This is a genomic window from Methanofollis sp. UBA420 (assembly GCF_002498315.1).
Taxonomy (GTDB): domain Archaea; phylum Halobacteriota; class Methanomicrobia; order Methanomicrobiales; family Methanofollaceae; genus Methanofollis.
On sequence record NZ_DAGX01000002.1, the window covers coordinates 375,349 to 396,836 of the forward strand.

The 21,488-nt window shown below is 59.4% G+C and carries 20 protein-coding genes; 10 read left to right on the forward strand and 10 right to left on the reverse strand.

Annotated features, from left to right (window positions below):
* Positions 1–16 precede the first annotated feature (16 nt).
* Together BP869_RS01940 and BP869_RS01945 are read right to left on the reverse strand one after the other, a co-directional pair.
* Complete coding sequence (locus BP869_RS01940) at positions 17–691, reverse strand: carbonic anhydrase (protein WP_342676380.1); 675 nt, start codon at positions 689–691, stop codon at positions 17–19.
* A 411-nt stretch (positions 692–1,102) separates the two neighbouring features.
* Positions 1,103–1,441, reverse strand: a complete 339-nt coding sequence (locus BP869_RS01945) for a helix-turn-helix domain-containing protein (protein ID WP_342676382.1) — start codon at positions 1,439–1,441, stop codon at positions 1,103–1,105.
* A 100-nt stretch (positions 1,442–1,541) separates the two neighbouring features.
* Between BP869_RS01945 and BP869_RS01950 the strand changes: the two genes are divergently transcribed.
* Positions 1,542–2,156, forward strand: coding sequence for a flavodoxin family protein (locus tag BP869_RS01950; RefSeq protein ID WP_342676384.1), 615 nt, complete (start codon positions 1,542–1,544; stop codon positions 2,154–2,156).
* A gap of 282 nt (positions 2,157–2,438) precedes the next feature.
* Here the strand turns inward: BP869_RS01950 and BP869_RS01955 are convergent, their stop codons facing one another.
* From BP869_RS01955 to BP869_RS01965, 3 genes are all read right to left on the reverse strand, one after another.
* Entirely contained in the window at positions 2,439–3,803 is a 1,365-nt protein-coding gene (locus tag BP869_RS01955; RefSeq protein ID WP_342676386.1) for a PFL family protein, read from the reverse strand.
* A gap of 11 nt (positions 3,804–3,814) precedes the next feature.
* Entirely contained in the window at positions 3,815–4,087 is a 273-nt protein-coding gene (locus BP869_RS01960) for an ACT domain-containing protein (protein WP_342676388.1), read from the reverse strand.
* A gap of 296 nt (positions 4,088–4,383) precedes the next feature.
* Entirely contained in the window at positions 4,384–4,647 is a 264-nt protein-coding gene (locus BP869_RS01965; RefSeq protein WP_342676389.1) for a hypothetical protein, read from the reverse strand.
* 251 nt (positions 4,648–4,898) lie between these two features.
* On the opposite strand from BP869_RS01965, the gene BP869_RS01970 reads away from it, so the two are divergent.
* Positions 4,899–5,195, forward strand: a complete 297-nt coding sequence (locus tag BP869_RS01970) for a hypothetical protein (protein WP_342676390.1) — start codon at positions 4,899–4,901, stop codon at positions 5,193–5,195.
* Between the two features lie 130 nt (positions 5,196–5,325).
* Here the strand turns inward: BP869_RS01970 and BP869_RS01975 are convergent, their stop codons facing one another.
* From BP869_RS01975 to BP869_RS01985, 3 genes are all read right to left on the reverse strand, one after another.
* A complete protein-coding gene (locus tag BP869_RS01975) occupies positions 5,326–5,751 on the reverse strand; it encodes a hypothetical protein (protein WP_342676391.1) in 426 nt (141 codons plus the stop codon).
* A 68-nt stretch (positions 5,752–5,819) separates the two neighbouring features.
* Positions 5,820–6,665 carry a pirin family protein gene (locus tag BP869_RS01980; RefSeq protein ID WP_342676392.1) on the reverse strand — a complete coding sequence of 282 codons (846 nt, stop codon included), beginning with the start codon at positions 6,663–6,665 and terminating at the stop codon, positions 5,820–5,822.
* Between the two features lie 60 nt (positions 6,666–6,725).
* Positions 6,726–6,950, reverse strand: a complete 225-nt coding sequence (locus BP869_RS01985; RefSeq protein ID WP_342676393.1) for a ferredoxin — start codon at positions 6,948–6,950, stop codon at positions 6,726–6,728.
* Between the two features lie 332 nt (positions 6,951–7,282).
* Between BP869_RS01985 and BP869_RS01990 the strand changes: the two genes are divergently transcribed.
* Positions 7,283–7,630 carry an SHOCT domain-containing protein gene (locus tag BP869_RS01990; protein WP_342676394.1) on the forward strand — a complete coding sequence of 116 codons (348 nt, stop codon included), beginning with the start codon at positions 7,283–7,285 and terminating at the stop codon, positions 7,628–7,630.
* 12 nt (positions 7,631–7,642) lie between these two features.
* On the opposite strand, the gene BP869_RS01995 is transcribed toward BP869_RS01990, so the two are convergent.
* Positions 7,643–7,927: a hypothetical protein gene (locus tag BP869_RS01995; protein ID WP_342676395.1), complete on the reverse strand. Its 285-nt coding sequence runs from the start codon at positions 7,925–7,927 to the stop codon at positions 7,643–7,645.
* Between the two features lie 668 nt (positions 7,928–8,595).
* Here BP869_RS01995 and BP869_RS02000 point away from each other — a divergent pair.
* The 7 genes from BP869_RS02000 to BP869_RS02030 all read left to right on the forward strand — a co-directional run bounded on the left by BP869_RS02000 (position 8,596) and on the right by BP869_RS02030 (position 17,570).
* Positions 8,596–9,726: a glycosyltransferase family 4 protein gene (locus BP869_RS02000; RefSeq protein ID WP_342676397.1), complete on the forward strand. Its 1,131-nt coding sequence runs from the start codon at positions 8,596–8,598 to the stop codon at positions 9,724–9,726.
* A gap of 3 nt (positions 9,727–9,729) precedes the next feature.
* The gene (locus BP869_RS02005; RefSeq protein WP_342676399.1) at positions 9,730–10,914 is read left to right on the forward strand and encodes a glycosyltransferase family 4 protein; all 1,185 of its coding nucleotides are present in this window, start codon (positions 9,730–9,732) and stop codon (positions 10,912–10,914) included.
* Positions 10,911–11,918 (forward strand): glycosyltransferase family 4 protein, encoded by a 1,008-nt coding sequence (locus BP869_RS02010; RefSeq protein ID WP_342676401.1) that lies wholly within the window; start codon positions 10,911–10,913, stop codon positions 11,916–11,918. Before BP869_RS02005 ends, BP869_RS02010 begins: the two co-directional genes overlap by 4 nt.
* Positions 11,915–12,580, forward strand: coding sequence for a dTMP kinase (locus BP869_RS02015; RefSeq protein WP_342676403.1), 666 nt, complete (start codon positions 11,915–11,917; stop codon positions 12,578–12,580). Before BP869_RS02010 ends, BP869_RS02015 begins: the two co-directional genes overlap by 4 nt.
* The gene (locus BP869_RS02020; RefSeq protein WP_342676404.1) at positions 12,577–14,067 is read left to right on the forward strand and encodes an alkaline phosphatase family protein; all 1,491 of its coding nucleotides are present in this window, start codon (positions 12,577–12,579) and stop codon (positions 14,065–14,067) included. The genes BP869_RS02015 and BP869_RS02020 overlap by 4 nt, the downstream gene beginning before the upstream one ends.
* Before the next feature lie 166 nt (positions 14,068–14,233).
* Entirely contained in the window at positions 14,234–15,376 is a 1,143-nt protein-coding gene (locus tag BP869_RS02025) for a glycosyltransferase family 4 protein (RefSeq protein WP_342676406.1), read from the forward strand.
* A gap of 7 nt (positions 15,377–15,383) precedes the next feature.
* Entirely contained in the window at positions 15,384–17,570 is a 2,187-nt protein-coding gene (locus BP869_RS02030; RefSeq protein ID WP_342676407.1) for a DUF2206 domain-containing protein, read from the forward strand.
* Positions 17,571–17,816: 246 nt separating this feature from the next.
* Here the strand turns inward: BP869_RS02030 and BP869_RS02035 are convergent, their stop codons facing one another.
* The gene (locus BP869_RS02035) at positions 17,817–21,224 is read right to left on the reverse strand and encodes a hypothetical protein (RefSeq protein ID WP_342676408.1); all 3,408 of its coding nucleotides are present in this window, start codon (positions 21,222–21,224) and stop codon (positions 17,817–17,819) included.
* Between the last annotated feature and the right edge of the window lie 264 nt (positions 21,225–21,488).

Below are 21,488 nucleotides of genomic sequence, written 5' to 3' on the forward strand. Positions count from 1 at the left end.
CCACCGCGGGAGCAGGTCATGTCACCCGTGAAAGGGTGCCTGTTGCCAGGTCATAGTACAGGCCATGGACCTGCACTCTCCCCTCATCGACGGCCTCCCTGACAGAGGGGTACGTCATCAGGTGCTCAATCTGGAGCCTGACATTTTCCAGCTCAATCTGGTGAGCGCGTTCCTTCGGGTCTTCGGGCGTCTGCGCATTCGAAATACGGGCATCGACCCGCGTCTTTGCCTCACGGGCATCGTTGAGCCAGAGCGGGATATAGGGGTCCAGAAGATCTTTATCCAGCGCTTTCATGGCGCCGCAATCGGAATGGCCGACGACAACGATCTCCTGTACCTCCAGGTAATTGACAGCATATTCAACAACCGTAACAAGGCTCCAGTCATGGCCTGGCACAATATTGCCGACATTGCGGGTAACGAACAACTCACCAGGTTGGGAATGGGTAATCCGTTCCGGATCGGATCGAGAATCAGAACACCCTATCCAGAGGATGTCAGGGCTCTGGCCCTGGGCCAGACTCTTGTAGAGTTCGGGATCTGCGTTGAAGACATTCTCCCTGAACTCTTCGTTTCCCCGGAGAAGTTGGTCCACGAGCGGGCTTTTCGCCCCTGTGGAGGCGAGAGAACTGGGAGACGTGCTGTTTTCCGTGAGCATACCCTCGATTCCGGGCAGACCTGCGAGGAGCATGTTCCACCCGGTAAGGATCCCGGGAGGACGAGGGTCGGACAGGAGAGGTGCATGCGAACCTGCCGTCCCGGGTCCGCTGGCAATGACACCAGCAGGCACACCAAGAAGCAGGATCGCAATGACCATGACGTGAAAGACATGCGGTCGCATACCTCCAGGGGATACTCCGGACACATTATAGTTTTGACCACGGGATCGGAGATGTACCGGGAGAGACGAGCCCCATCCAGACGCACTACTCGCCAGGCGAAATTGCCCGCCTGAGCGAGGCCGCAGAGGAGACCGCAAACGCCTCCCTCAACGCCATCGTCGAGATCCCCCCGGACAGGCGCACCTTCGACACCACGGTCCTTGCCTTCGACCGGATATCCCGCGAATTCACCTTTCTTTCGGACAAGCAGGGCGACGGCGCTAATCCGCCATATCTTTTTTATGGCGGACATATCGTCGCCCCCATGCACTGATCACGTCCAGCACGGGGAAGACCGACTCACCGAACTCCGTGAGGCGGTATTCGACGCGGGGCGGTATCTCCGGGAAGATGGTGCGGATCACGATCCCGTCCGCCTCGAGTTCGCGGAGGTTCTTTGTAAGCGTCACCTGCGTGATGCCGGGGACCTTTTTCATCAGTTTCCCAAACCGGAGCGGCCCTTTGCGCAGGAACCAGAGGATCTCAGGCTTCCACTTTCCGCCGATGACCCGGATGTAGACGTGGACAGGCAGGACGTCGGGATCTGATTCTGAGCTCATTTGACCATTAGTACATTTTTTAACCATATATACATTTTTTTATGCTGGTTTCTTTTTGGTACCGTGGCGCCAACGATCACAGTAACGAGGGAACACAAAAATGTCACACACCGAATCCCGGAAAGAGGTCACGCTTCTCATGGGCAGTCCCCGAAGGAACGGCAGCACCCACCTGCTCGTACAGGAAGCAGCGCGTGCGCTCCGCGATCAGGGCGTCGCAACGCAGGAGGTCTTCCTGGACGACCTCACAATCCACGACTGCCGCGGCTGCCATGGATGCAAACAGGAGCGGAACGACCGCTGTGTCGTACAGGACGACATGCAGCGGGTGTACCGTATGATGGAATCATCCTGCGGCCTGGTTGTTGCAGCACCGGTCTATTTCGGGTATGTCCCGGCCATGACAAAGGCGTGGCTCGACCGCCTCGTGCCCTATATCGGGATGGATATGTCCCCGGCATTTCCCGGTTCCTGCCCGGTCTCCTTCATCTTCGTGCAGAACATGCCCGACCCGTCGCTCTTCGAGCCGGCCCTGCGTTCATTCACGGACGCGGTGGCAATGTCCGGCCTTGCTGTGCGGGAGTGCCTGGTCGCAACAGACTGCGAGATGGGATTAAAGCCGCCGGTCATGGAGCGGCCCGACCTGATGGAGCGGGCGTACGCCCTGGGGAGGGACCTGCTTGCAATGCGCCCGGAGCAAAAAAATGAGTTTTAGGCTCAGAAATCTTCATACTTAGGCTGATGTATCCCCGATCCTATGAAGATGGTACACAGATCCACCGCCTTCATTATGATCTAGCCGGGGGACTACCTCGAAGACTTCGTCTTCTCATGCTCCCTTTGGTCGCATCCCCGCTCAGGATTGGACCTCAAAGGGGCAAACCTGCATTTTGAAGAGGGGACTACCCTCCACCCCCTATCCTAATGGCAGGGGGAGCGGGGGGCGGCAGCCCCCCGGAAGAGACGCTCCAGAATAGGATTTCTACAAAGCCGATTTTTAATTTTTGAAACTGTGGATGGGCGCGGGGATCCTGCCGCCGCGGTTGATGAAGTCCGCACAGCCGAACCGATTGACCGCCTGGACCGGCGCATGGCCGAGGAGGCCGCCGAACTCCACCGTGTCCCCGACGCCCTTCCCGATGACAGGGATGAGGCGGACGGCGGTCGTCTTCTGGTTCACCATGCCGATCGCCGCCTCGTCGGCGATGATGCCGGCGATCGTGGTCGCAGGCGTGTCGCCCGGGATAGCGATCATGTCCAAGCCGACCGAGCAGACGCAGGTCATGGCCTCCAGTTTCTCGATCGTCAGGGCGCCGCGGTTGACGGCGTCGATCATGCCCTGGTCCTCGCTGACCGGGATGAAGGCGCCGCTGAGGCCGCCGACGAAGGAGCTCGCCATGACGCCCCCTTTCTTCACCTGGTCGTTCAGGAGGGCGAGGGCGGCTGTCGTCCCCGGAGCGCCGACGGACTCGAGGCCCATCTCCTCCAGGATCCCGGCCACGCTGTCGCCCACGGCAGGGGTCGGCGCCAGGGAGAGGTCGACGATGCCGAAGGGGACGCCGAGCCTCTCCGAGGCCTCCTGCGCGACCAGCTGGCCGACGCGGGTGACCTTGAATGCCGTCTTCTTCACGGTCTCGCAGAGCACCTCGAAGTTCGCGCCCCGCACGCTTTCGAGGGCGTGCTTGACGACGCCCGGCCCGCTGACGCCGACGTTGATGACGGCGTCAGCCTCGGTCACGCCGTGGAAGGCCCCGGCCATGAAGGGGTTGTCGTCGGGAGCGTTGCAGAAGACGACGAGTTTCGCACACCCGAGGGAGCTGTTCTCCTGCGTCGCCTCGGCCGTCTCCTTCACGATCTCGCCCATCAGTTTGACGGCGTCCATGTTGATGCCCGTCCTTGTGGAGCCGATATTGACCGAACTGCAGACCCTCTCCGTGGACGCGAGGGCCGCGGGGATGGAGTGGATGAGGTCGCGATCGGCCTTCGTCATCCCCTTGGAGACGAGGGCCGAGTAGCCGCCGAGAAAGTTCACCTGCGTGTCCCTGGCGGCCTTATCGAGGGTCCGGGCGATCGTCACGAAGTCCTCCGGACAGGTGCAGGCCCGCCCGCCCACGAGTGCAATCGGGGTGACGGAGATGCGTTTGTTGACGATGGGGATGCCATAGTCGAGCTCGATCTCCCTGCCCGTGGAGACGAGATCCTTTGCGACGCGGGTGATCTTATCGTAGATATTCTGGTTCAGGGTGTCCAGATCTGCGTCGCAGCAGTCCAGGAGGCTGATGCCCATCGTGATGGTGCGGACATCGAGCTTCTCCTGCTCGATCATCTTGTTCGTCTCATTGACCTCAAAGAGAGTGATCATCCGAATACCTCTCAGATACGGTGCATTTTTATGAAAATGTCCTCGTGCTGGCACCTGATCTTCACGCCGATCTCGTCGCCGAGGGTCTCCAGTTCATGTACCATCTCGCCGAATGGTTTGGAGGATCCGCTGGTGTCGACGATCATCATCATGTTGAAATAGCCCTGCACGATGGTCTGGGAGATGTCCTCGACATTGACCTGGTTGGCGGCGAGGTAGGTGCAGACCTTCGCGATGATCCCGACGGTATCTTTCCCGACGACAGTGATGATGGTTTTTTTCATGCTCTGTCCCGTCCTTAGAGTATGTTGGCACTCTTCGGGGATTAATACCGTCACAAATGGGACATCTGATATGGCTGAAAGGATCTCGTCTCTTTTATATCCGCGGGTTTCAGGGACGCGGTTACAGAGTCTGGGGCCGTCACTTGATTATTTCTCCCGCGAACTCTCCTCGACACGCGGCAGAGGAATCTGTGAGCGATCATTGCTATCAGTCCGAAAATACAGGATGCAGGTCGGGCCGCTGTACAATGCCGGATACGCGGTCCTGAAGACGCAGGAAAAAAGGTGAGTGCAGGTCACTCCGGAACCTGGAGGGAGGGCTCGATCTGGCGCTGCATCAGGGCGGCAAAACCGACCCCGCCGATGAAGTCGAAGACGCCGAAGAGGAGGACGTGCAGGCCGTCGATGCCCGCGGCGGCCATGCCAGGAAGGCCGATGCCGCCAATATTCATCGAGAGGACGATTAGCAGGACCTGGGTGACCGCCGCACCGGTGACAAGGTGGAGGACGCTGGATGGGATGTCGCACCGCATGGGTACGTGTGGGTCGACCAGCGTCATCAATTTTTGCAAATAGACATGGCGCACATTTTTCGAGATTGCATTCAAATTTGAAAAGTATAGGTAATTTCGTCTTTTTTGCACAGGAATAAAGAGACATGACAGATTGACTGACCCTTCAGCGGGAGGAATAGTGTGAAAAAAAGCATGGGGGCTGCACCGGGCAAGCGTTTCAGGCAAATTTATTTAATAATAATATTTATATAATATCGTGATTATCAACAGGACGAAGAACAGGAGGGGGGAAGGAGATGACAAAGCAGAGCGTAAAAGTGCGCCGCCTTGGCGTGATGTCCGTTGCATTCTTTTTTGCAATTCTGAGTGCCCTGTATGGTCTTGTCGCGGGAATTGTCGCTGTCACGATGGCCATATCTGGAACTGATCTGGGGATCATCTCCGCGATTACTGCGGGGATCGGAGGGATTCTCCTCACCATCGTGCTCTGGGCGATCGGCGGATTCATCGGCGGCGCGATTGCGGCGGTGATCTATAACTTCGTCTTCGCCGCGTCCGGAGGCATCCAGGTCGACCTCGACGTGGAGTCCTGAACCGGAAACCCGATCTACTTTTTCTTTACCCTTCAGGTCCAAAGAACCGGATCTCTTCCCGCGGACAGAGGGGGGCCTATCCCTCCCTCCGAACACATATTCATCGAAAAAAGGGAGGGAGAAACATCGGTTATGCCATGCTCTGCGTGATGATGCCGTCCATCTCCGAGATGATCCCGGTGAGTGCCTCAGGGACCGCACCGTCGACGGCCCGGACCGTCTTCCCGCCGGCTTTCACCTCATAGGAGAAGAGGTCGTACCCCTGCTGTGCGGGGACGTACTCGTCTTGGAGAGAGAGGAAGGCATCAGAGGTCGTCATCGATTGTATCCTCTGGATGTCGTCGGCGTCGAGAGCGACCTCGGAGAGGTCGCCGTGGCGGGAGACCTCTGCGGTCCCGTTCTCGTACACGACGACGGTGTCGTTGAACCCTGCAAACCCGCCTGTCCTGTGATATTCGACCACGACAGGGGACGACGTGTCGGTCGAGGTGCACCCGGCCATCCCGGCAAGGGAGAGAATACAGCCGAGAAGAAGGAGAGTCAGGATCTTTTTCATGATAGGAGATGGACCTCTACCGGCATAACCCTCTCGTACACTGCGAATATTTTCGAAGTCTCGCCTGTTCAGCGGGCCCGGACGAACGTCCCCTCCCTGTACTCGCGGAACGCCTCCTCAAGTTCCTCCCTGGTATTCATCACGATCGGGCCCGACCAGGCGATCGGTTCGCGGATGGGCCTGCCCGAGAAGAACAGGAAACGCAGGGAAGAGAGAGGGGAACCGATCCTGACCTCGTCGCCGTCACCGAAGAGGGCGCACTGGTATTCCCTGAGGTCCAGGGCCCCGAAACGGCCCGACCCCCCGATGATATAGGCAGAGACGGTGTGCCCGGGCCTCACGCCGTGGACGAAGACTGCACCCGGTGCCATCGTGACGTCGAAGACATCGGGTTCGGCGACGATCTCCCGGACAGGGCCGACAATACCCTCCCGTCGCCCTGCGATCACCCTCACCGTCACCCCCGTCCCCTCGCCGACCACCGGGATATCGGCCGCCCTGATCTCCTGGTAGCGCGGCTCCATCATCTTGTGCGAGCGGGGCAGGTTCACCCAGAGCTGGAAACCCCCCATCTTTCCGTCGACGGGTTTGGGCATTTCCTGGTGGACGATCCCCGACCCCGCGGTCATCCACTGCACGTCCCCCGCACCGATGCTCCCGGCATTGCCGATGCTGTCGCCGTGCTCCACCCGCCCGTCGAGCATGATGGTGACCGTCTCGATGCCCCTGTGCGGGTGCCAGGGAAAACCGGCGAGATGGTCCTCCGGCCTGTCCGACCTGAAGTCGTCGAGCATCAGGAAGGGGTCGAAGAGCGGCACGTCCCGGTGGCCGAAGACCCGCCGAAGCCGCACGCCGGCACCCTCCACCGTCTCCCGCACCTCGACGACGCGGGCGACCTCCCGTATCTGTGGCATGGGAACGGAGAGGCGGTGCCGGCATATAGGGTCTGCGGCAAAAAATGGGTCAAAAATTGATCAGGAGATATGGATGACCTCGACCGGGCACCCCTCTGCGGCGTCCCGGACGCAGTCCTCCATATCGTCGGGCACCTCTCCTTCCGCAGGGTCCCCGCCCCGCCGGTATTCCTCGACGATCTGGCTCAGCGTGTCGTCGGGACCCTCTTCAAACACATCCGGACAGGTCTCCCAGCACATGGCGCACCCCGTGCAGTCCTCGCGGTCAATGGTAATCCGTACCATGGTCTTTCCCCCTTCGCAGACACCCAAGATACACCGATCTCATATAATCCTTCGGTCTCCGGGGTGCGGGACAGGCGACCCGATCCGGTGGTCACTCGAAGATATTCTCGACCCGCTTCGGTCGTTCCCCCGTCCAGGATAGGATCGGGGAAGACCGAAGAGAGATCCTGAGGGGAGAGGTGCCATCCTCCCTCCCTATCTCATGCTCCCCCCGCTCTCACCCGAAATGAGAAAAGGGCCCTCCTGCCTGAAGGTCGGAGATCCTATAGCCCGGCACAGATGCGATATCTTCAACAGGTCCGACGGCATCCACCCCCCCTATGAACGGTTTCATGGACCCCATCTGGGACGGCCACCATCATATGGAAAACTGGTTCGGACTCCCGTTCTTCGGCTGGGGCATGATGCTCCTCTGGTGGGCCCTTCTCCTTGCCATCGGCTGGCTGGTGTACCGCGACGCCGAGCAGAGGGGAATGAACGGCCTGCTCTGGTTCATCCTGATCATCCTCCCCTTTGTCGGGATCATCTTTCTCATCCTCTACGTCCTCGTGAGGGAAACGTCTGACCGGAGTCAGGTCTCAGAGAGGAACCGTGCACTCGAGATGCTCAGGGAGAGATATGCCATGGGGGAGATCTCGGAGGAGGAATACAGACGAAGAAAAGAGGAACTGGAAAAATAATCTGGAGAGTGCCTACCACCGGAACTTCTCCTGCTTTCTGGCCATCTCGTCGAAGGGGAGGAGGGCGTAGCCGTGCACCTTCCCGACATCGTCCAGTTCGATCTCCAGGTACAACTGAAGATCGCCGTGCTCCATCACCACCGTCGCCGGGTCTCCTCCTTTCTGCACAAAGCCCCAGTCTCCAAGATCTCCTGCGATGTCGGCAAAGGGTTTGCCGCCATGAGCATCAAAGAGTGCTTCCACTTTCTCCATCATCTCGACCCTGAAGTCCTGGCCGACCATCTGCGGACCGATCATTGTCACCGTCTCCTGCATGAAATGTCGCCGCGAATATAAAAATATGAACATACGCGGGCACATCGGCAGCCAGACAGAATTGTGCCCATATTCAATGAGATAAGAGGACTTTATCACCCTACAGACAGTCAGGAAAGGGACACCTGACGCCCCGAGCAGGAACTGCGAGGGGAACATAAAAGTGCATATCCTGGACCTGAACCGGGCATAGCGGATCAGACACAGAAACAATAATGATATTCTTTTGTTTTCCCCGTGGGCACTCCCCAGAATCGGCATATATCTACCTCAATCCCGCAGAGGTTTGAGATTTCAATCATACTATCGGGAGTATAACAGGCCGGATGGAAAAAATATAAATACAATTGTCGTGTAGTGACGATACGACCGAACCACGGGGGGACGGTTTTCGTTCAGATTCAATCGTCAGGTATCTTCTCTGACCTGTCACACGGCAGAAATGGGCGACTTCGGGGTCTAAAATAGCTACGGCCCCGGGCACTGCGACAGGATGGATCCTGAACAGACGACAGAGGGAACCGTATCTCTGGATTATCCGTCAGAACCCCCGAAGAGCGACCCGGCGACCCGCTCCCACAGGGTACCGCTCTTGTGCATTCGGTCACAGCCTCACCCCATCTATAGACCACCCTGAGGAGGGACCATCCATGAAGATACTCCAGATCGTTCCCTACTGCCTCCCCTATCATGGCGGGCAGGAGCGCTATGTCTACAACCTCAGCAAATATCTTGTCAGGCACGGCCATGACGTCGAGATCATCACCTCGAACTATCCGTACAGCCAGGAGTACGAGACTTCGGAGGGCATCAGAATAACCCGGCACCGCTGTCTCGCACGCCCCATGAGAAACCCCCTCACCCCCGCGTTCATGACCCTGGCACGGGAGAGCAGGGAATGCGACATCGTCCATACCCATAACGAACACAGCACCGCCGCCATGGCGGCCGCCTTTCTCAGGAACGGCAGGTGCGCCCCTCTCATCCTGACCTGCCACGGCCAGTTGATCTTCGGCGACAATTTCAGGGACACCCTGGAAAAGATCTACAGCAAGACCATAGGCAGGGGCATTTTTTCCCGTGTGGACAGGATCGCCGTGAACTCCGCGGACGACAGGGACTATGTCCTCTCCATCAACGCCTCGGTCTCGGACAAGATCGATATCCTGCACAACGCCATCGATCCCGAATTTTTCGACGCCGTCAGGGGTGCGAACGGAAACTTCGACCTCAGCGGCAGGACCAACCTCCTCTATGTCGGCAGACTGATCCGGCGAAAGGGCCTCGAATGGTTGATCCGGGCGATGGCCATCATCAAGCATTCGGGCAACGGCCGGGACGTCAGGTGCATTCTGGTCGGCGAGGGGGAGGACAGGGAATACTTCGAGCGCCTGATCCGGGAGCTAGGGGTCGAAGGGTCGGTGGTGCTGGCAGGCGACGTCGGTCTCGACGAGCTCGTGTACCTGTATCGGCACGCCGACCTCTTTGTCCTCCCCTCTCTCTCCGAAGTCTGCCCGACAGTCGTGCTGGAGGCGATGTACTTCGGCCTGCCGGTTGTCACGACCGACATCCCGGGGGTGAGGGACCACTTCGCGGGGTCCGCCCTCCTTGTGCCGCCGAAGGACGAGGTCGCGCTCGCGCGAGCGGTCCAGACTGTCATCGACGATAAGAACACCGCGGTCGGACTCGCCCGGGCAGGGCAGGACCTGGTAACCCGAAAATATCTCTGGAGCCGCGTTTCGAAGGCCTACGAGTCGATATACCGTTCAATGGGGGCGTAAGGAATGCGGGTGGGACTGTTTACGACCGATTTCCCCTATAAAAAACCCTTTGTGGACGAGGTCCCCGAAGGCGGCGCCTATGTCAGGAGCGGCGTCGGCGAGGTCGTCTACCATCTTGCCCTGGAACTGGAGAAACTCGGCCATGAGATCGGGATCTTCACGACCTCGGCCGACAGGGAGGACCACACCGAGGAGAAGGGTGGGATTACGGTTGTCAGGTACGGAAAAGACCTGAAGCTTGCAGAAACCGAGATCTCCCTGAAGTACCTGCGGGGGCAGGACACCCATCCCCTCGACATCGTCCACCTCCATGCAGGGTCGCCGCCGGCCACCCTTGCGGCCCTCGGCCATCTCAGAAAAAACCGGGCGCCCTTTGTTGTCACCCACCACCTCGACCCTGACATGGGATCAGGAAACCTTGTCAGGCGGGCGCTGCTGTACGGCTATTCGGGGTATTACCTGAGACAGTCTTTTGCAAAGAGCAACCGGATCATCGCACTCTCCCGCGAGGTCGTCGCCTCGTCCCCGCACCTCCGGCCTTTTCAGGATCGGATCAGCGTCATCCCGAATGGGATCGATCTCGCCGAACTGGAGACGCCCCTCGCAAAAAAAGAGTGCAGGAAGAGGTTAGGGCTTCCGGAAGAAGGAGCAATCGTCCTCTTCCTCGGCAACCTCGTGCCCCGGAAAGGGCCACACATCCTCCTGAGATCGCTGCAGACCGTCCTCAGGGACGCACCGGACACCACCCTCGTCCTTGCCGGGACGCTCACCCCCTTCGGGGAGGGCCTCAGGGAGGAGGCGCGGGCCCTCTCCCTGGAGAAGAGCGTCGTCTTCACCGGGACAGTGGGGGAGGAGACAAAAAGGCTGCTGTACCATGCCGCGGACATCTTCGCCCTCCCCTCCTTCGGGGAGGCGTACCCCCTCACCATCCTTGAGGCGGCCGCGTGCGGACTCCCGGCGGTGGTGAGCGGGCTTGAGGTTTTCAGGGCCCAGGTCCGCGACGGGGAGAACGGACTCTTCAGCAGGACCGGCGATCCCGAGGACCTCGGCGCGAAACTTCTCCGCCTGATCGCTGCGAGGGAGGAGAGAGAGGAGATGGGCAGGAACGCACGGTCTGCCGTGCAGGGCCTGAACTGGGACAGGATCGCCGTGGCACACGAAGAGGTCTACCTGGAGGTGCTCAGGTGAAGGTCGGCATCATCGGCCCCCTCTCCGGCGAGGAGGACGAGGGGTTCAGGAATGTCACCGCACGGTTTGTCGAGCACCTTGGCAGCCGCCACGACCTCCTCCCCCTCGACGTGGGCGGGATCTCCTCCCCCCTCTTCTGGAAGAAGATGCGGGACTTCTCCCCGGATGTCGTCCACTACATGACGGCACCGACATTCTCCAGTTTCCTCGCCCTCAAGGCGGCGCGGGCCCTCTCGAAAAACGACACGAAACTGGTGATGTCGGCCCTGCACCCGAACTGCCTCCCTGTGCTCAGGAACCCGGTCGTCCGCACCCTGATCCCCCGTTTCCCGCCAGATCTCATCGTCACCCAGTCGCCTGAGGCCGCCCGCCTCCTGAAAGAGACCGGAGCCCGGGTACGGCTTCTCCCCCACGGCGTCGATACCGTGCGGTTCAGGCCGGTGCCTGCGGGCGAGAAGGGGAGACTGCGGGAGAAGTACGACCTCGACAGGGAGGTCTCCGTCCTCCTCCATGTCGGCCACGTCAAACCCGACCGCGGCCTCGGACAGTTGCTCAGGCTCCAGCAGACCATCCCGGACTGCCAGGTCGTGATCGTCGGGAGCCCCCGCTTCGCGCGGGACAGGAAATATGCCGCGTACCTCAGGGAGCACGGGTGCATCGTCATGGAGGGGTATTACAGCCGGATCGAGGAACTCTACCAGCTTGCCGACTGCTACGTCTTTCCCCGGGGAAAGACGCTCTTTCTCCCCCTCACGGTCATGGAGGCGATGGCCTGCAACCTCCCGGTGGTCACGGCCCCTTTCGACGGGGTCATGCAGTTCTTCCCTGAAGGGAAGGGCCTCTTCGTCGCCAGGTCGGGTGAGGAGTATTCGGGATATGTACGCCTGGCACTGGACGGAAGGGTGACAGTCACAACACGGGAGAAGGTGCTCCCCTGCTCCTGGGGCCGCGTGGCCGACGAGGTCAGTGGCATGTACCAAACGCTCTGCGGAGAAAAACCATGAGACGAGGAAAGATCATCTGCTTTACCGGCATTGACGGGTCAGGGAAGACGACCCTTGCAAAGTACCTGACAGACGAACTGCACAGGCGGGGGGTCGACACCCGGTACGTCTACGGACGGTACCAGCCCGCCGCACTCAGGCCCCTGATGTACCTGGGGAAACTCCTCTTTTTCCGGAAGAAAGACATGTTCCAGGACTACTCCGACTATGCCGGGTCGAAGAAGGAGGCGGCACAGGAACACACCCTGCTTGCCCGCCTCTACCAGCGCCTCCTCTTCTGGGAATACGCCCTCCAGTTGACCCTCAGGGTCTCCCTCCCGGTCACCCTCCTCAACAGGACCCTTGTCTGCGACCGCTATATCATCGACACCGTCGTCACCGACCTCGCCGTCGACTTCCACTACTCTGAGGAGGAGGTCGAGGAGGTGATCAGGAAGATGTACGGCCGTTTCCCGCGGCCTGACGTCACCTTCCTGATCGACCTCCCCGAGGAGGTCGCGATGAAACGAAAGGACGACACGCCTTCTGTCCGGTACCTTGAGGAGAGACGGCGGCTGTACCTCATGTCGGCGGAAACCGTCGGCGCCGTCGTCCTGGACGGGTCTCTGCCCGGCGAGACGATCAGGCAGAGCGTCCTCAGGTACACGGGGGTGGCGCCATGACGCGGCTTGCCGTGATCGGGATCGACAGCATGGACTCCCTGCTTGTCGACGCCTTTATCGACGACCTGCCAAACCTCAGACGACTGAAGGAGGCCTCGCCGCCGATCGCCATGCACTCGGTCTTCCCGCCAGACTCGGACACGGCATGGGCGACCATCTACACCGGCCTGAACCCTGCCGAGCACGGCGTGGTTCACTTCGTCGACCCGCTGGAGAAGACCTCGATCTACCAGACCGACTACCTCGACTCGTCCCTGGTCCGCGGCAGAACCTTCTGGGACGCCGCAGGGGAGGCAGGAAAGAGGGTCTGTGTCGTCAACCCCCATATCGGATACCCCGTATGGCCGGTCTACGGGACGATGGTGAGCAGGAGCCCGAAGAATACCGGTGTCCAGACCTATCCCGAAACCGTCCCCGGCATCAACGGCGATGTGGCCGGCCTCCTGATGCCCGACCGTATCCCTGACTCGAAAGGGGAATATCAGGAGTTTCTCGAACGCCTCGAATCTGTCGTCAGGAGGGAGGCCGCCGTTGCCGAAGAAATAATGCGCTCGACCCGGTGGGACCTCTTCTTCTTTTATTCCTCGGCCCTCGACTTTGTCCAGCACATCTTCTGGAATTACTGCGACCCGGAAGACCCCATGTACCCGGGCGACGACAACCCCTTCAGGGACACCATCAGGCACTTCTACCAGACCTACGACGAGGTCGTCGGGTCCCTGATCTCAGGCATCCCGCCAGACACCGCCGTGATTGTCATGAGCGACCACGGCCACACGATGCGGCCGTCAGACCTGATCAACATCAACGAGATCCTGAGGCTGGAGGGCTATCTTGTCGCGAACAACGGGATCTCGGCCCCGATAAAAAATGCCGGCGAGAAGGTCAAGCGGGCGGCGGTGAACATCATCCAGAGAACGGCACTCCGCGGGACCGCCCTCAGGATCCTCAGAAAACACCCCGGGATCAAGGAGTATTACACTGTCCCCTCGTCCATCGACTTCGGTCGGACGGTGGCGCACTGCACCGACCTCTCCGGCATGAAGGCCTACAACTACGGGGGGATCCTCATCGCGCGGGAGAAACTGGGGCCTGAGAAGGGGTACGACGAGGTGAGGAAGGAGATCATCGACCTCCTCTCCTCGTACACCCTGTCCACCGGCGCACCGGTCTTCGAGTGGATCCGCGAGAGGGAAGCCCTCTACCAGGGGCGGCACCTGGAAAAGTACCCCGACATCCTCTTCAAACTGAGGGAGGGGTACGGCGCGGGCTGGGCGATCCACGAGTCGATCTTCTCGACGTCGAACACCCACAGTTTTTATCCGGGTTCCCACCGGGGGGACACGCCGATCTTCTTCCTCCGGGTACCCGGCACCAGCAATCAGGCCCTGACAGAGGCGGGTCTGGAGGACGTCAGCCCCACGATCCTGGACATCCTCGGGGTCGGGGGAAACGGCAGGGGCGGGAGCGGGAAGAGCCTCATCTAAAGATATTCCAGAGATTATGCCGGACTTTTGGGACCTGACCGGCACCTGATAGAGGAACAGAACGACGAAAAAAAGATAACCTGACGATCCCACTCCCGGACGTGGGGAACAAATATATGGCACGACGCAGATTACGACCTGAACTCCGCCCCCAAAGAGGAGATACATGGAACCGAAGCCTCACATTGTCCTGGTCACATCACGGTGGTTCAAGAACCAGAACCTCTACTTTACGGCCTTGAAACTGGTGCAAATCCTGAAACCCCTTTCCCGGGAGATCACCTGGATCATCACCGAACAGGAGGACAAGAACTACCCGGCAGGAGAGTTCACGCTCCTGAAGATCCCTGACCGGACGGTAGAGAAGCCCCTTGCCGCACGCCTCTGGTATCTCGTCCTCCACCAGATGCGGGTGGTGCACCAGGTGCTGCGTCTGGGGAAGGACCAGGGCGTCGTGATCTTCGCATTCGGCGCCGACTATTTTGTCCTCCCGATGCTTGCCGCGAAACTGAAGGGAAAACGGGTGGCCCTCCGCACGGACGGGAGGACCTCGCGGGTCATCGGAAAGTACTGGCAGCGGAAAAACCGTCCCCTGCAGATGCTGTACCAGGGGGTCGAAGCGGTCACCTACGGGATCTCCGATGCGATCATCCCGGAAAGCGAGAACTTCGTCGGCCTCTACGACATGGGGCACTATGAGAAAAAGACATGGGCAGGCAGCCTGTACGTCGACACGGCGCGTTTTGCCGTCCAGAAGGGGATCTCAGAGAGGAAGTACGACCTCGGGTTTGTAGGCCGATTCTCCCGCGAGAAGGGGATCATCGAGTTCGTGTCCGCCCTGGGGACGGCGCTGGACGGAGAAGAGTGCCGGGTGGCCCTCATCGGCGACGGCGACCTCAGGAGTGAGGTCGAGGCCATCCTTGCACGAGACCAGTTGAGGGAATTCGTGGACGTCATCGGCTGGATCGACAACACCGATCTTCCCCGGCACCTGAACACTATCAAAGTCCTTGTCGTGCCGTCGTACAGGGAGGGGCTCCCCAACATCGTGCTCGAAGCGATGGCATGCGGGTGCATCGTCCTTGCCACGCCGGTGGGCGGGATACCGGCCCTGGTCCGGGACGGCGTGACCGGGTTTATCACCGAAGACAACTCGTCAGGGACTCTCTCACAGAATATCAGGCGGGCGCTGAGGCACCCTGACATGAAGGGTATCAGCGAGACGGCGCGGGAACTGATCGAGCGGTCCTATACGTACGACGCGGCGGTCAGGCAGTACGGACAGATACTCGCACACATATCATCGTGAGGTCATCATGGAACTCTCTGCACGCGAACGTCTGATAGCCCTCGTCGGGATTCTTCTCCTCTTCGATGGGGCCTTTATCCTGGACATACCGGTCGTACGTGAGGTGCTGGGGGCGGCGGTCATCGCGGTCATCCCGGGCATGCTGATCCTCTCCATCCTCAGGCCCGGAAAGATCACCCTGCTGGAATACTGCCTCCTTGCCATCGGGGCGAGCATCGCCTTCCTGATGATCGGGGGCCTGCTGTATAACAATCTCCTGATGTATCTCGGCATCGCAAATCCATTTGCCGGACGGTTGCTCCTCGACTTCTACAACCTGGCGATCATCGTCCTCGCCGCGGTCTGGTACATCGCCAATAACGATAGGTCGTTTTCTCTCTCTGATCTGTCGATAAAGGCGGCGGACATGGCGTTCCTCCTGCCGGGTCTGGTCTTCCCGTCACTGAGCGTCCTTGGCATGCATCAGATCAATACGGCCGGGAACAACCTCCTCCTTCTCGGCCTCCTGATTGCCGTCTTCGTCTATATCGCCGCACTGAGCATCTGCCATGCAAGGGTCTCACCATGGCTCATGCCTGCAGCCATCCTGCTCCTGAGCGTCACCCTCATCCTGCCGCTCGCCCTCAGGTCGAACTATATCATCGGAACAGACTCTCACTTTGAATATTTCACCTTTATAACCACGCTGGAGAATGCACACTGGTCGATCATCGGGAGCGCACAACTTGACTCGTGCCTCAGCATATCTATCCTGCCGTCGGCCTTCCAGATCTTCACGGGCGTCCCGCCGATGATGCTCTTTAAGGTTCTCTTTGCACTGATATTCTCGATCTCTCCCTTGATCGTCTATAGCATTGCGAAACAGTACCTGGGCGGGGTCTATGCCTTTCTCGCCGCGGCATTTTTCATGATCCAGCCTCAGTTCATGACGGCCGCGTCGAACAGCAGGACTGTCCTCGCCCTGCTCTTCTTTATGCTGACCGTCATGCTGCTCCTGAACGAGGGGATGAATCCTGCACGGAAGAAGGTTCTGATCGTCCTCTTCATCGCTGCCGCAATTTTTTCCCACTACTCGACGTCGTTTATCTTCTTTGGAATCCTGGTTTTTGCATGGGTCGGAACCGGCATTCTCTCCCTCAGGTACCCGGTCCGTCCCGCACCGTCGTTCGATATCCTGGTGATCTTTCTTGCCCTGATGTATGTCTGGTACGCCCTGGTCACAGTCGTCCCGTCGCAGATGTTCCTGGAGTTCATCGACAAGACCATTGAAAACCTGGACCAGTTTCTGACGCCCGGGACGCGCGGCCAGGACGTCCAGAGGTTGTTCGGCGCACATGCTCTCGACAAGGGTTTCCCCTATGTTGTCCAGCTGGCACTGTCCTGGGTCAGTATCGGCCTCATCGCGATCGGGTCCCTTGCAGTGGCCCTGGACCTCAGGCGCACGGTCCTTCCGGGCAGGGAGACGGCGGAGTACCTGGAGAAAAAGTTCAGCGGCCTGTTTTTTGTCCTGGTCATCATCGTCACCGGTCTCCTCGGCCTGATGGTCGTCGTGCCCTATGTCTCTGACGGGTACGACCTCGCCCGGGTGCTCCCCCTCTCCAACACGATCCTTTCGGTCATGTTCGTAGTCGGGGGGATTGCAATTGCCGAAGCCCTGCGTTTTGTCGTACGGTACCCTGAAGAGAGGGGACGGAGAGAGCAGCACCTGACCCCTTCGCGGGGCGGCGGACGGAACATGCTGCTGAAGATGTCGCTGGCGGTGATCCTTGTCGTCCTGCTCCCGTACTTCCTCTCGGTGACAGGCGTCCTGCATACCCTGTATGGCGACCACCGCGATGTCGTCTTCCATGCGGACGGGCCGCAGTACGACATGAAGTATGTCCATGAAACGGAAGCACAGGGGGCAGTCTGGTTAAAACAGAGGATGGACCCGGAGATGAGGATCTTTGCCGACGGCTTCGGGATATCGCGGCTGATGAGTCTGGGTACGATGCCACCCTCGTCTCTTGCCTCCTTTGTCCAGTACGGCTGGGTGTCCCGCGAGAGTTATGTTTATCTCAGGCACAAAAACGTGGTGGACGGCAACCTTATCGATTTCGACGGGAAATACCGCGACATGGACGAGTTCGCCCAGCTTTTCCGGCACAAGAGTAAGATCTACGCCAATGGCGGGGCCACGATCTGGACCGGGTGAGGGAAAAAAGAGGGTTCGAAGGCCGAAAACATTCTTGAACTCTCTCCGCCGTCCCTGAAATCAGGATTGGTCCGGGGAAAACTGAAGAGATATCCTGAGGAGAGAGGTTGCCGTCCACCCTCTAGAGTGGGGACCATAAGACATCGAGAAAACCCGGCAAGCAGGGGGACGGAGAGTGTCGCCGGGCAAAAGTGCGTGTGACCCTGGAGGGACAGGGGAATTAAAAAAAGGTTAGGGGCGGATCATTTACGCGTTGCTGATCGCCCATTTCACTGCCGCATCGAAGAGCGCCCACCCTTCGGGTGTGGTGCTGGCTGCGACCTGGTCGTGGAGGAAGAACCCGACACGGGGTGCGGGTGCCTTCATGCCGACCATCTCGGCGCCGGTGTCATAGGCGAAGACCGTCACCTTGTCGGGCTGACCGACGACGGTGGCGACCTTCGTTGCACCTGCAGACGGAAGGCCAAACATCTCTGAACCGGCAGTGCCGGTGACTCTCACGGTACCTTCCAGGCCGGCGGCGAGCGGGCTTGCCACATCGGCAATGGCGACCTGCGTCTGACCTGCAGCCGCAGAGTAGTCAGTGCCGCGGGAGGTGCCGGTCATCCTGAGGTCGTCATAGAGCCAGGCCTCGCAGGAGATCACCGGCACGGCGACGTTTCTGAGCGTCGTGCCGACAGTCCCGCTACCAAGGCTGGATGAGATGATGACCAGATCCTTGCCTTCTGCATCTGCTGCAGTGACAAGGTTGTCTTCCTTCGTTGTCACGGTGTAGCCCGCGGACTCGAGGTGCTTCTTGACCGCAAGGTCACCAGTTTCCAGGGTTGCTTTCCCGGTGATGAACAGCACCTTTGCAGGTTCGCTGGGTTCTGGTGTGGGTTCGGGAGTCGGGGGGACTTCTGTCGAACCGTCCGTACCCGCAGCCCACTTCACTGCCGCATCGAAGAGCGCCCACCCTTCGGGTGTGGTGCTGGCTGCGACCTGGTCGTGGAGGAAGAACCCGACACGGGGTGCGGGTGCCTTCATGCCGACCATCTCGGCGCCGGTGTCATAGGCGAAGACCGTCACCTTGTCGGGCTGACCGACGACGGTGGCGACCTTTGCCGCACCTGCAGACGGAAGGCCGAACATCTCGTAGCCGGCGGTGCCGGTGACTTTCACGGTGCCTTCCAGACCGGCGGCGAGCGGGCTTGCCGCATCGGCGATGGAGACCTGCGTCTGACCTGCAGCCGCAGAGTAGTCGGTGCCGACCACGGTGCCGGTCATCTTGAGGTCGTCATACTGCCATGCCTCACAGGAGATTACCGGAACGGCGACATTTCTGAGGGTGGTGCCGACAGTCCCGCTGTTGAAGCTGGACGAGATGATCACGACGTCCTTGCCCTCCGCATCTGCCGCGCTAACAAGGTCGTCTTCTTTTGTCGTTACCGTGTAGCCTGCGGACTCAAGGTGGTTCATCACGGCTTTGTCGCCAGGGCTCAGGTACGAGTTCCCGATGACCAGCAGCACCTTTGCAGGTTCGCCGGGTTCGGGTGTGGGTTCAGGTGTGGGTTCGGGGGTCGGGGGGACTTCCGTCGACCCGCCGGCTTCAGCCGCCCACTTCACTGCCGCATCGAAGAGCGCCCACCCTTCGGGTGTGGTGCTGGTTGCGACCTGGTCGTGGAGGAAGAACCCGACACGGGGTGCGGGTGCCTTCATGCCGACCATCTCGGCGCCGGTGTCATAGGCGAAGACCGTCACCTTGTCGGACTGACCGACGACGGTGGCGACCTTTGCCGCACCTGCACCAGGCAGGCCGAACATCTCGTAGCCGGCAGTCCCGGTGACTCTCACGGTGCCTTCGAGGCCGGCGGCGAGCGGGCTTGCCGCATCGGCGATGGCGACCTGCGTCTGACCTGCAGCCGCAGAGTAGTCGGTGCCGACCACAGTGCCGGTCATCTTGAGGTCGTCGTACTGCCATGCTTCACAGGAGATCACCGGAACGGCAACGTCCTTGAGCGTCGCACCGACAGTCCCGCTGTTGAAGCTGGACGAGATGATCACGACGTCCTTGCCCTCCGCATCTGCCGCGGTAACAAGGTCGTCTTCTTTCGTCGTCACCGTGTAGCCTTTCGACTCAAGGTGATCCTTCACGGCTTTGTCGCCGGGGCTCAGGTACGAGTTCCCGGTGACCAGCAGCACATCCTTGCCGTTGTCCGGTTCAGGCGTGGGTTCGGGTGTGGGCTCAGCCGTGGGTGTCGGGGTTGGTGTGATAGTTGGTGTGGGTGTTGGAGTTGGGATCGGTGTGGGCTCAGGTGTCGGGGTAGGAGTCGGCGGGATCACCGGACCAATGACCTTGGTGCCGATGAAGTTGGTCTTCGCGCCGGTCACCTCGACATTGGAGACCTGCACCAGACCATTTGCAGAGGCCTGGTTGTTGATGCCAGTGGCATAGTTGGAGATCTTCGAGTTTGCGACCTGGATGGACGCTGGAGCGGAGACCTTCGACTGCACCCTGATGCCCGATGTTGACCGGGAGGTGCTGGACGAGATGGTCAGCCCGTTCATGCTCACCTTGGAGCCGCCTGCAAGGAAGAGGACAGGCTCGGGGGAGTTCGCAACCGAAGACGACGCGATCTGCAGACCGCCCGCACCGACACTGAGGATGCGGAAACCGATCAGCGAGCCCTTGTCGCTGGACCCGGAGACGGAACTGCCGTCGGGGTAGTCGCACATGAAGCCGACGATGTTGTCCTCGGAGATACAGTTCTCAAGGGTCATGCCCTCCATGACGATGTACCCGGCACCGAAGTCGGGGTGGGAAGCGCCGGTCTTCTGCTTCTGGCCGTTGTCACGGCTGACACAGTCGATGAGCCTGACGTTCTTCAGCTTCGGGGGTGGTTCGGCGTGGAAACCGGACTCCCAGGTGCCCTCGGCGACGCACCGCGTGTAGGTGACGTCCTCGACGGTGTCGATGTACTCGGCAATGTCGAAGCCGACATCCCAGGCCTCGCCGTACTGGTGCCTCTCACCGTAGTACTGGTCGTACCTGCCGCAGTTGATGGCCTGACAGTCCGTGTACCTGATGTTCTTGACGACGGAGGGGGTACCCCAGCCGCCACCGTTGTGGACAAAGCCCCAGCGGTCGCAGTCGATCGCCTTACAGTTGATGAACTGAATGTCTTCGACTGTCTTGCTGTACGCGTAGATGATGAAGGCGGCCATGTACGAGTTGTCGACATTGTACACCTTCACATTTTCAATGACGTGGTGGGACGAACTGATGTAAACGCGTCCTTTCCCGTTTATCTGGAGATCGGATACTTTTACATTGCTCACTCCAGAGAGAGAGACTGCTGCGGATGAGACAAAATTCAGAAATGTCGCATCTTCGCCTTCCCCTTTGAGGGCCGTGGAACTTTTCGGGGCGACATTTCCGTCCAGGGTGTAATGGCCCTTGGAGAGAATGACCGTCCCGCCTGAGGGGAGGGCAGCAAGTGCCTTGTTGATCTCAACCTGATCGCTCGTGCCGTCACAGACATAATCTGCCTGATTTTTTACTAAGTTGCTGCTGTCGCTTGCTGCAACAACAAGGGATGCTGCGCCTACTGCCTGAACAAGACAGGAAAGCAGGGCCAATCCCGCAACTAGTGTTAATAGTGATGCTAATCTCATATACTGTCCTCTGAATCCGTTCGTTCTTCACCTTCTGCTCGTTTTTTGGTTTTTTGTATTACAAATAATTAGTTTCGAGTAGCCACATATAAACGATTCTATTTTATAATATCCACATAATTATCTGGTATTATCGGACAATACAGCGTTAATGAACAATAAAAAGATCAGAGCACTAAAAAATGATATCCACTTGCACAATTTATATATATAGTAAAGAGCACGTAACCGAAGAGCCAGGAAAATATCTCCCCCACCTTCAGA

What these genes read in the sequence shown, in the direction of transcription:
- BP869_RS01940 (WP_342676380.1), bottom strand. Translation starts at nt 691, where the DNA reads ATGCTCCTCGCAGGTCTGCCCGGAATCGAGGGTATGCTCACGGAAAAC.
- BP869_RS01945 (WP_342676382.1), bottom strand. Translation starts at nt 1,441, where the DNA reads ATGAGCTCAGAATCAGATCCCGACGTCCTGCCTGTCCACGTCTACATC.
- BP869_RS01950 (WP_342676384.1), top strand. Translation starts at nt 1,542, where the DNA reads ATGTCACACACCGAATCCCGGAAAGAGGTCACGCTTCTCATGGGCAGT.
- BP869_RS01955 (WP_342676386.1), bottom strand. Translation starts at nt 3,803, where the DNA reads ATGATCACTCTCTTTGAGGTCAATGAGACGAACAAGATGATCGAGCAG.
- BP869_RS01960 (WP_342676388.1), bottom strand. Translation starts at nt 4,087, where the DNA reads ATGAAAAAAACCATCATCACTGTCGTCGGGAAAGATACCGTCGGGATC.
- BP869_RS01965 (WP_342676389.1), bottom strand. Translation starts at nt 4,647, where the DNA reads ATGACGCTGGTCGACCCACACGTACCCATGCGGTGCGACATCCCATCC.
- BP869_RS01970 (WP_342676390.1), top strand. Translation starts at nt 4,899, where the DNA reads ATGACAAAGCAGAGCGTAAAAGTGCGCCGCCTTGGCGTGATGTCCGTT.
- BP869_RS01975 (WP_342676391.1), bottom strand. Translation starts at nt 5,751, where the DNA reads ATGAAAAAGATCCTGACTCTCCTTCTTCTCGGCTGTATTCTCTCCCTT.
- BP869_RS01980 (WP_342676392.1), bottom strand. Translation starts at nt 6,665, where the DNA reads ATGCCACAGATACGGGAGGTCGCCCGCGTCGTCGAGGTGCGGGAGACG.
- BP869_RS01985 (WP_342676393.1), bottom strand. Translation starts at nt 6,950, where the DNA reads ATGGTACGGATTACCATTGACCGCGAGGACTGCACGGGGTGCGCCATG.
- BP869_RS01990 (WP_342676394.1), top strand. Translation starts at nt 7,283, where the DNA reads ATGGACCCCATCTGGGACGGCCACCATCATATGGAAAACTGGTTCGGA.
- BP869_RS01995 (WP_342676395.1), bottom strand. Translation starts at nt 7,927, where the DNA reads ATGATCGGTCCGCAGATGGTCGGCCAGGACTTCAGGGTCGAGATGATG.
- BP869_RS02000 (WP_342676397.1), top strand. Translation starts at nt 8,596, where the DNA reads ATGAAGATACTCCAGATCGTTCCCTACTGCCTCCCCTATCATGGCGGG.
- BP869_RS02005 (WP_342676399.1), top strand. Translation starts at nt 9,730, where the DNA reads ATGCGGGTGGGACTGTTTACGACCGATTTCCCCTATAAAAAACCCTTT.
- BP869_RS02015 (WP_342676403.1), top strand. Translation starts at nt 11,915, where the DNA reads ATGAGACGAGGAAAGATCATCTGCTTTACCGGCATTGACGGGTCAGGG.
- BP869_RS02020 (WP_342676404.1), top strand. Translation starts at nt 12,577, where the DNA reads ATGACGCGGCTTGCCGTGATCGGGATCGACAGCATGGACTCCCTGCTT.
- BP869_RS02025 (WP_342676406.1), top strand. Translation starts at nt 14,234, where the DNA reads ATGGAACCGAAGCCTCACATTGTCCTGGTCACATCACGGTGGTTCAAG.
- BP869_RS02030 (WP_342676407.1), top strand. Translation starts at nt 15,384, where the DNA reads ATGGAACTCTCTGCACGCGAACGTCTGATAGCCCTCGTCGGGATTCTT.
- BP869_RS02035 (WP_342676408.1), bottom strand. Translation starts at nt 21,224, where the DNA reads ATGAGATTAGCATCACTATTAACACTAGTTGCGGGATTGGCCCTGCTT.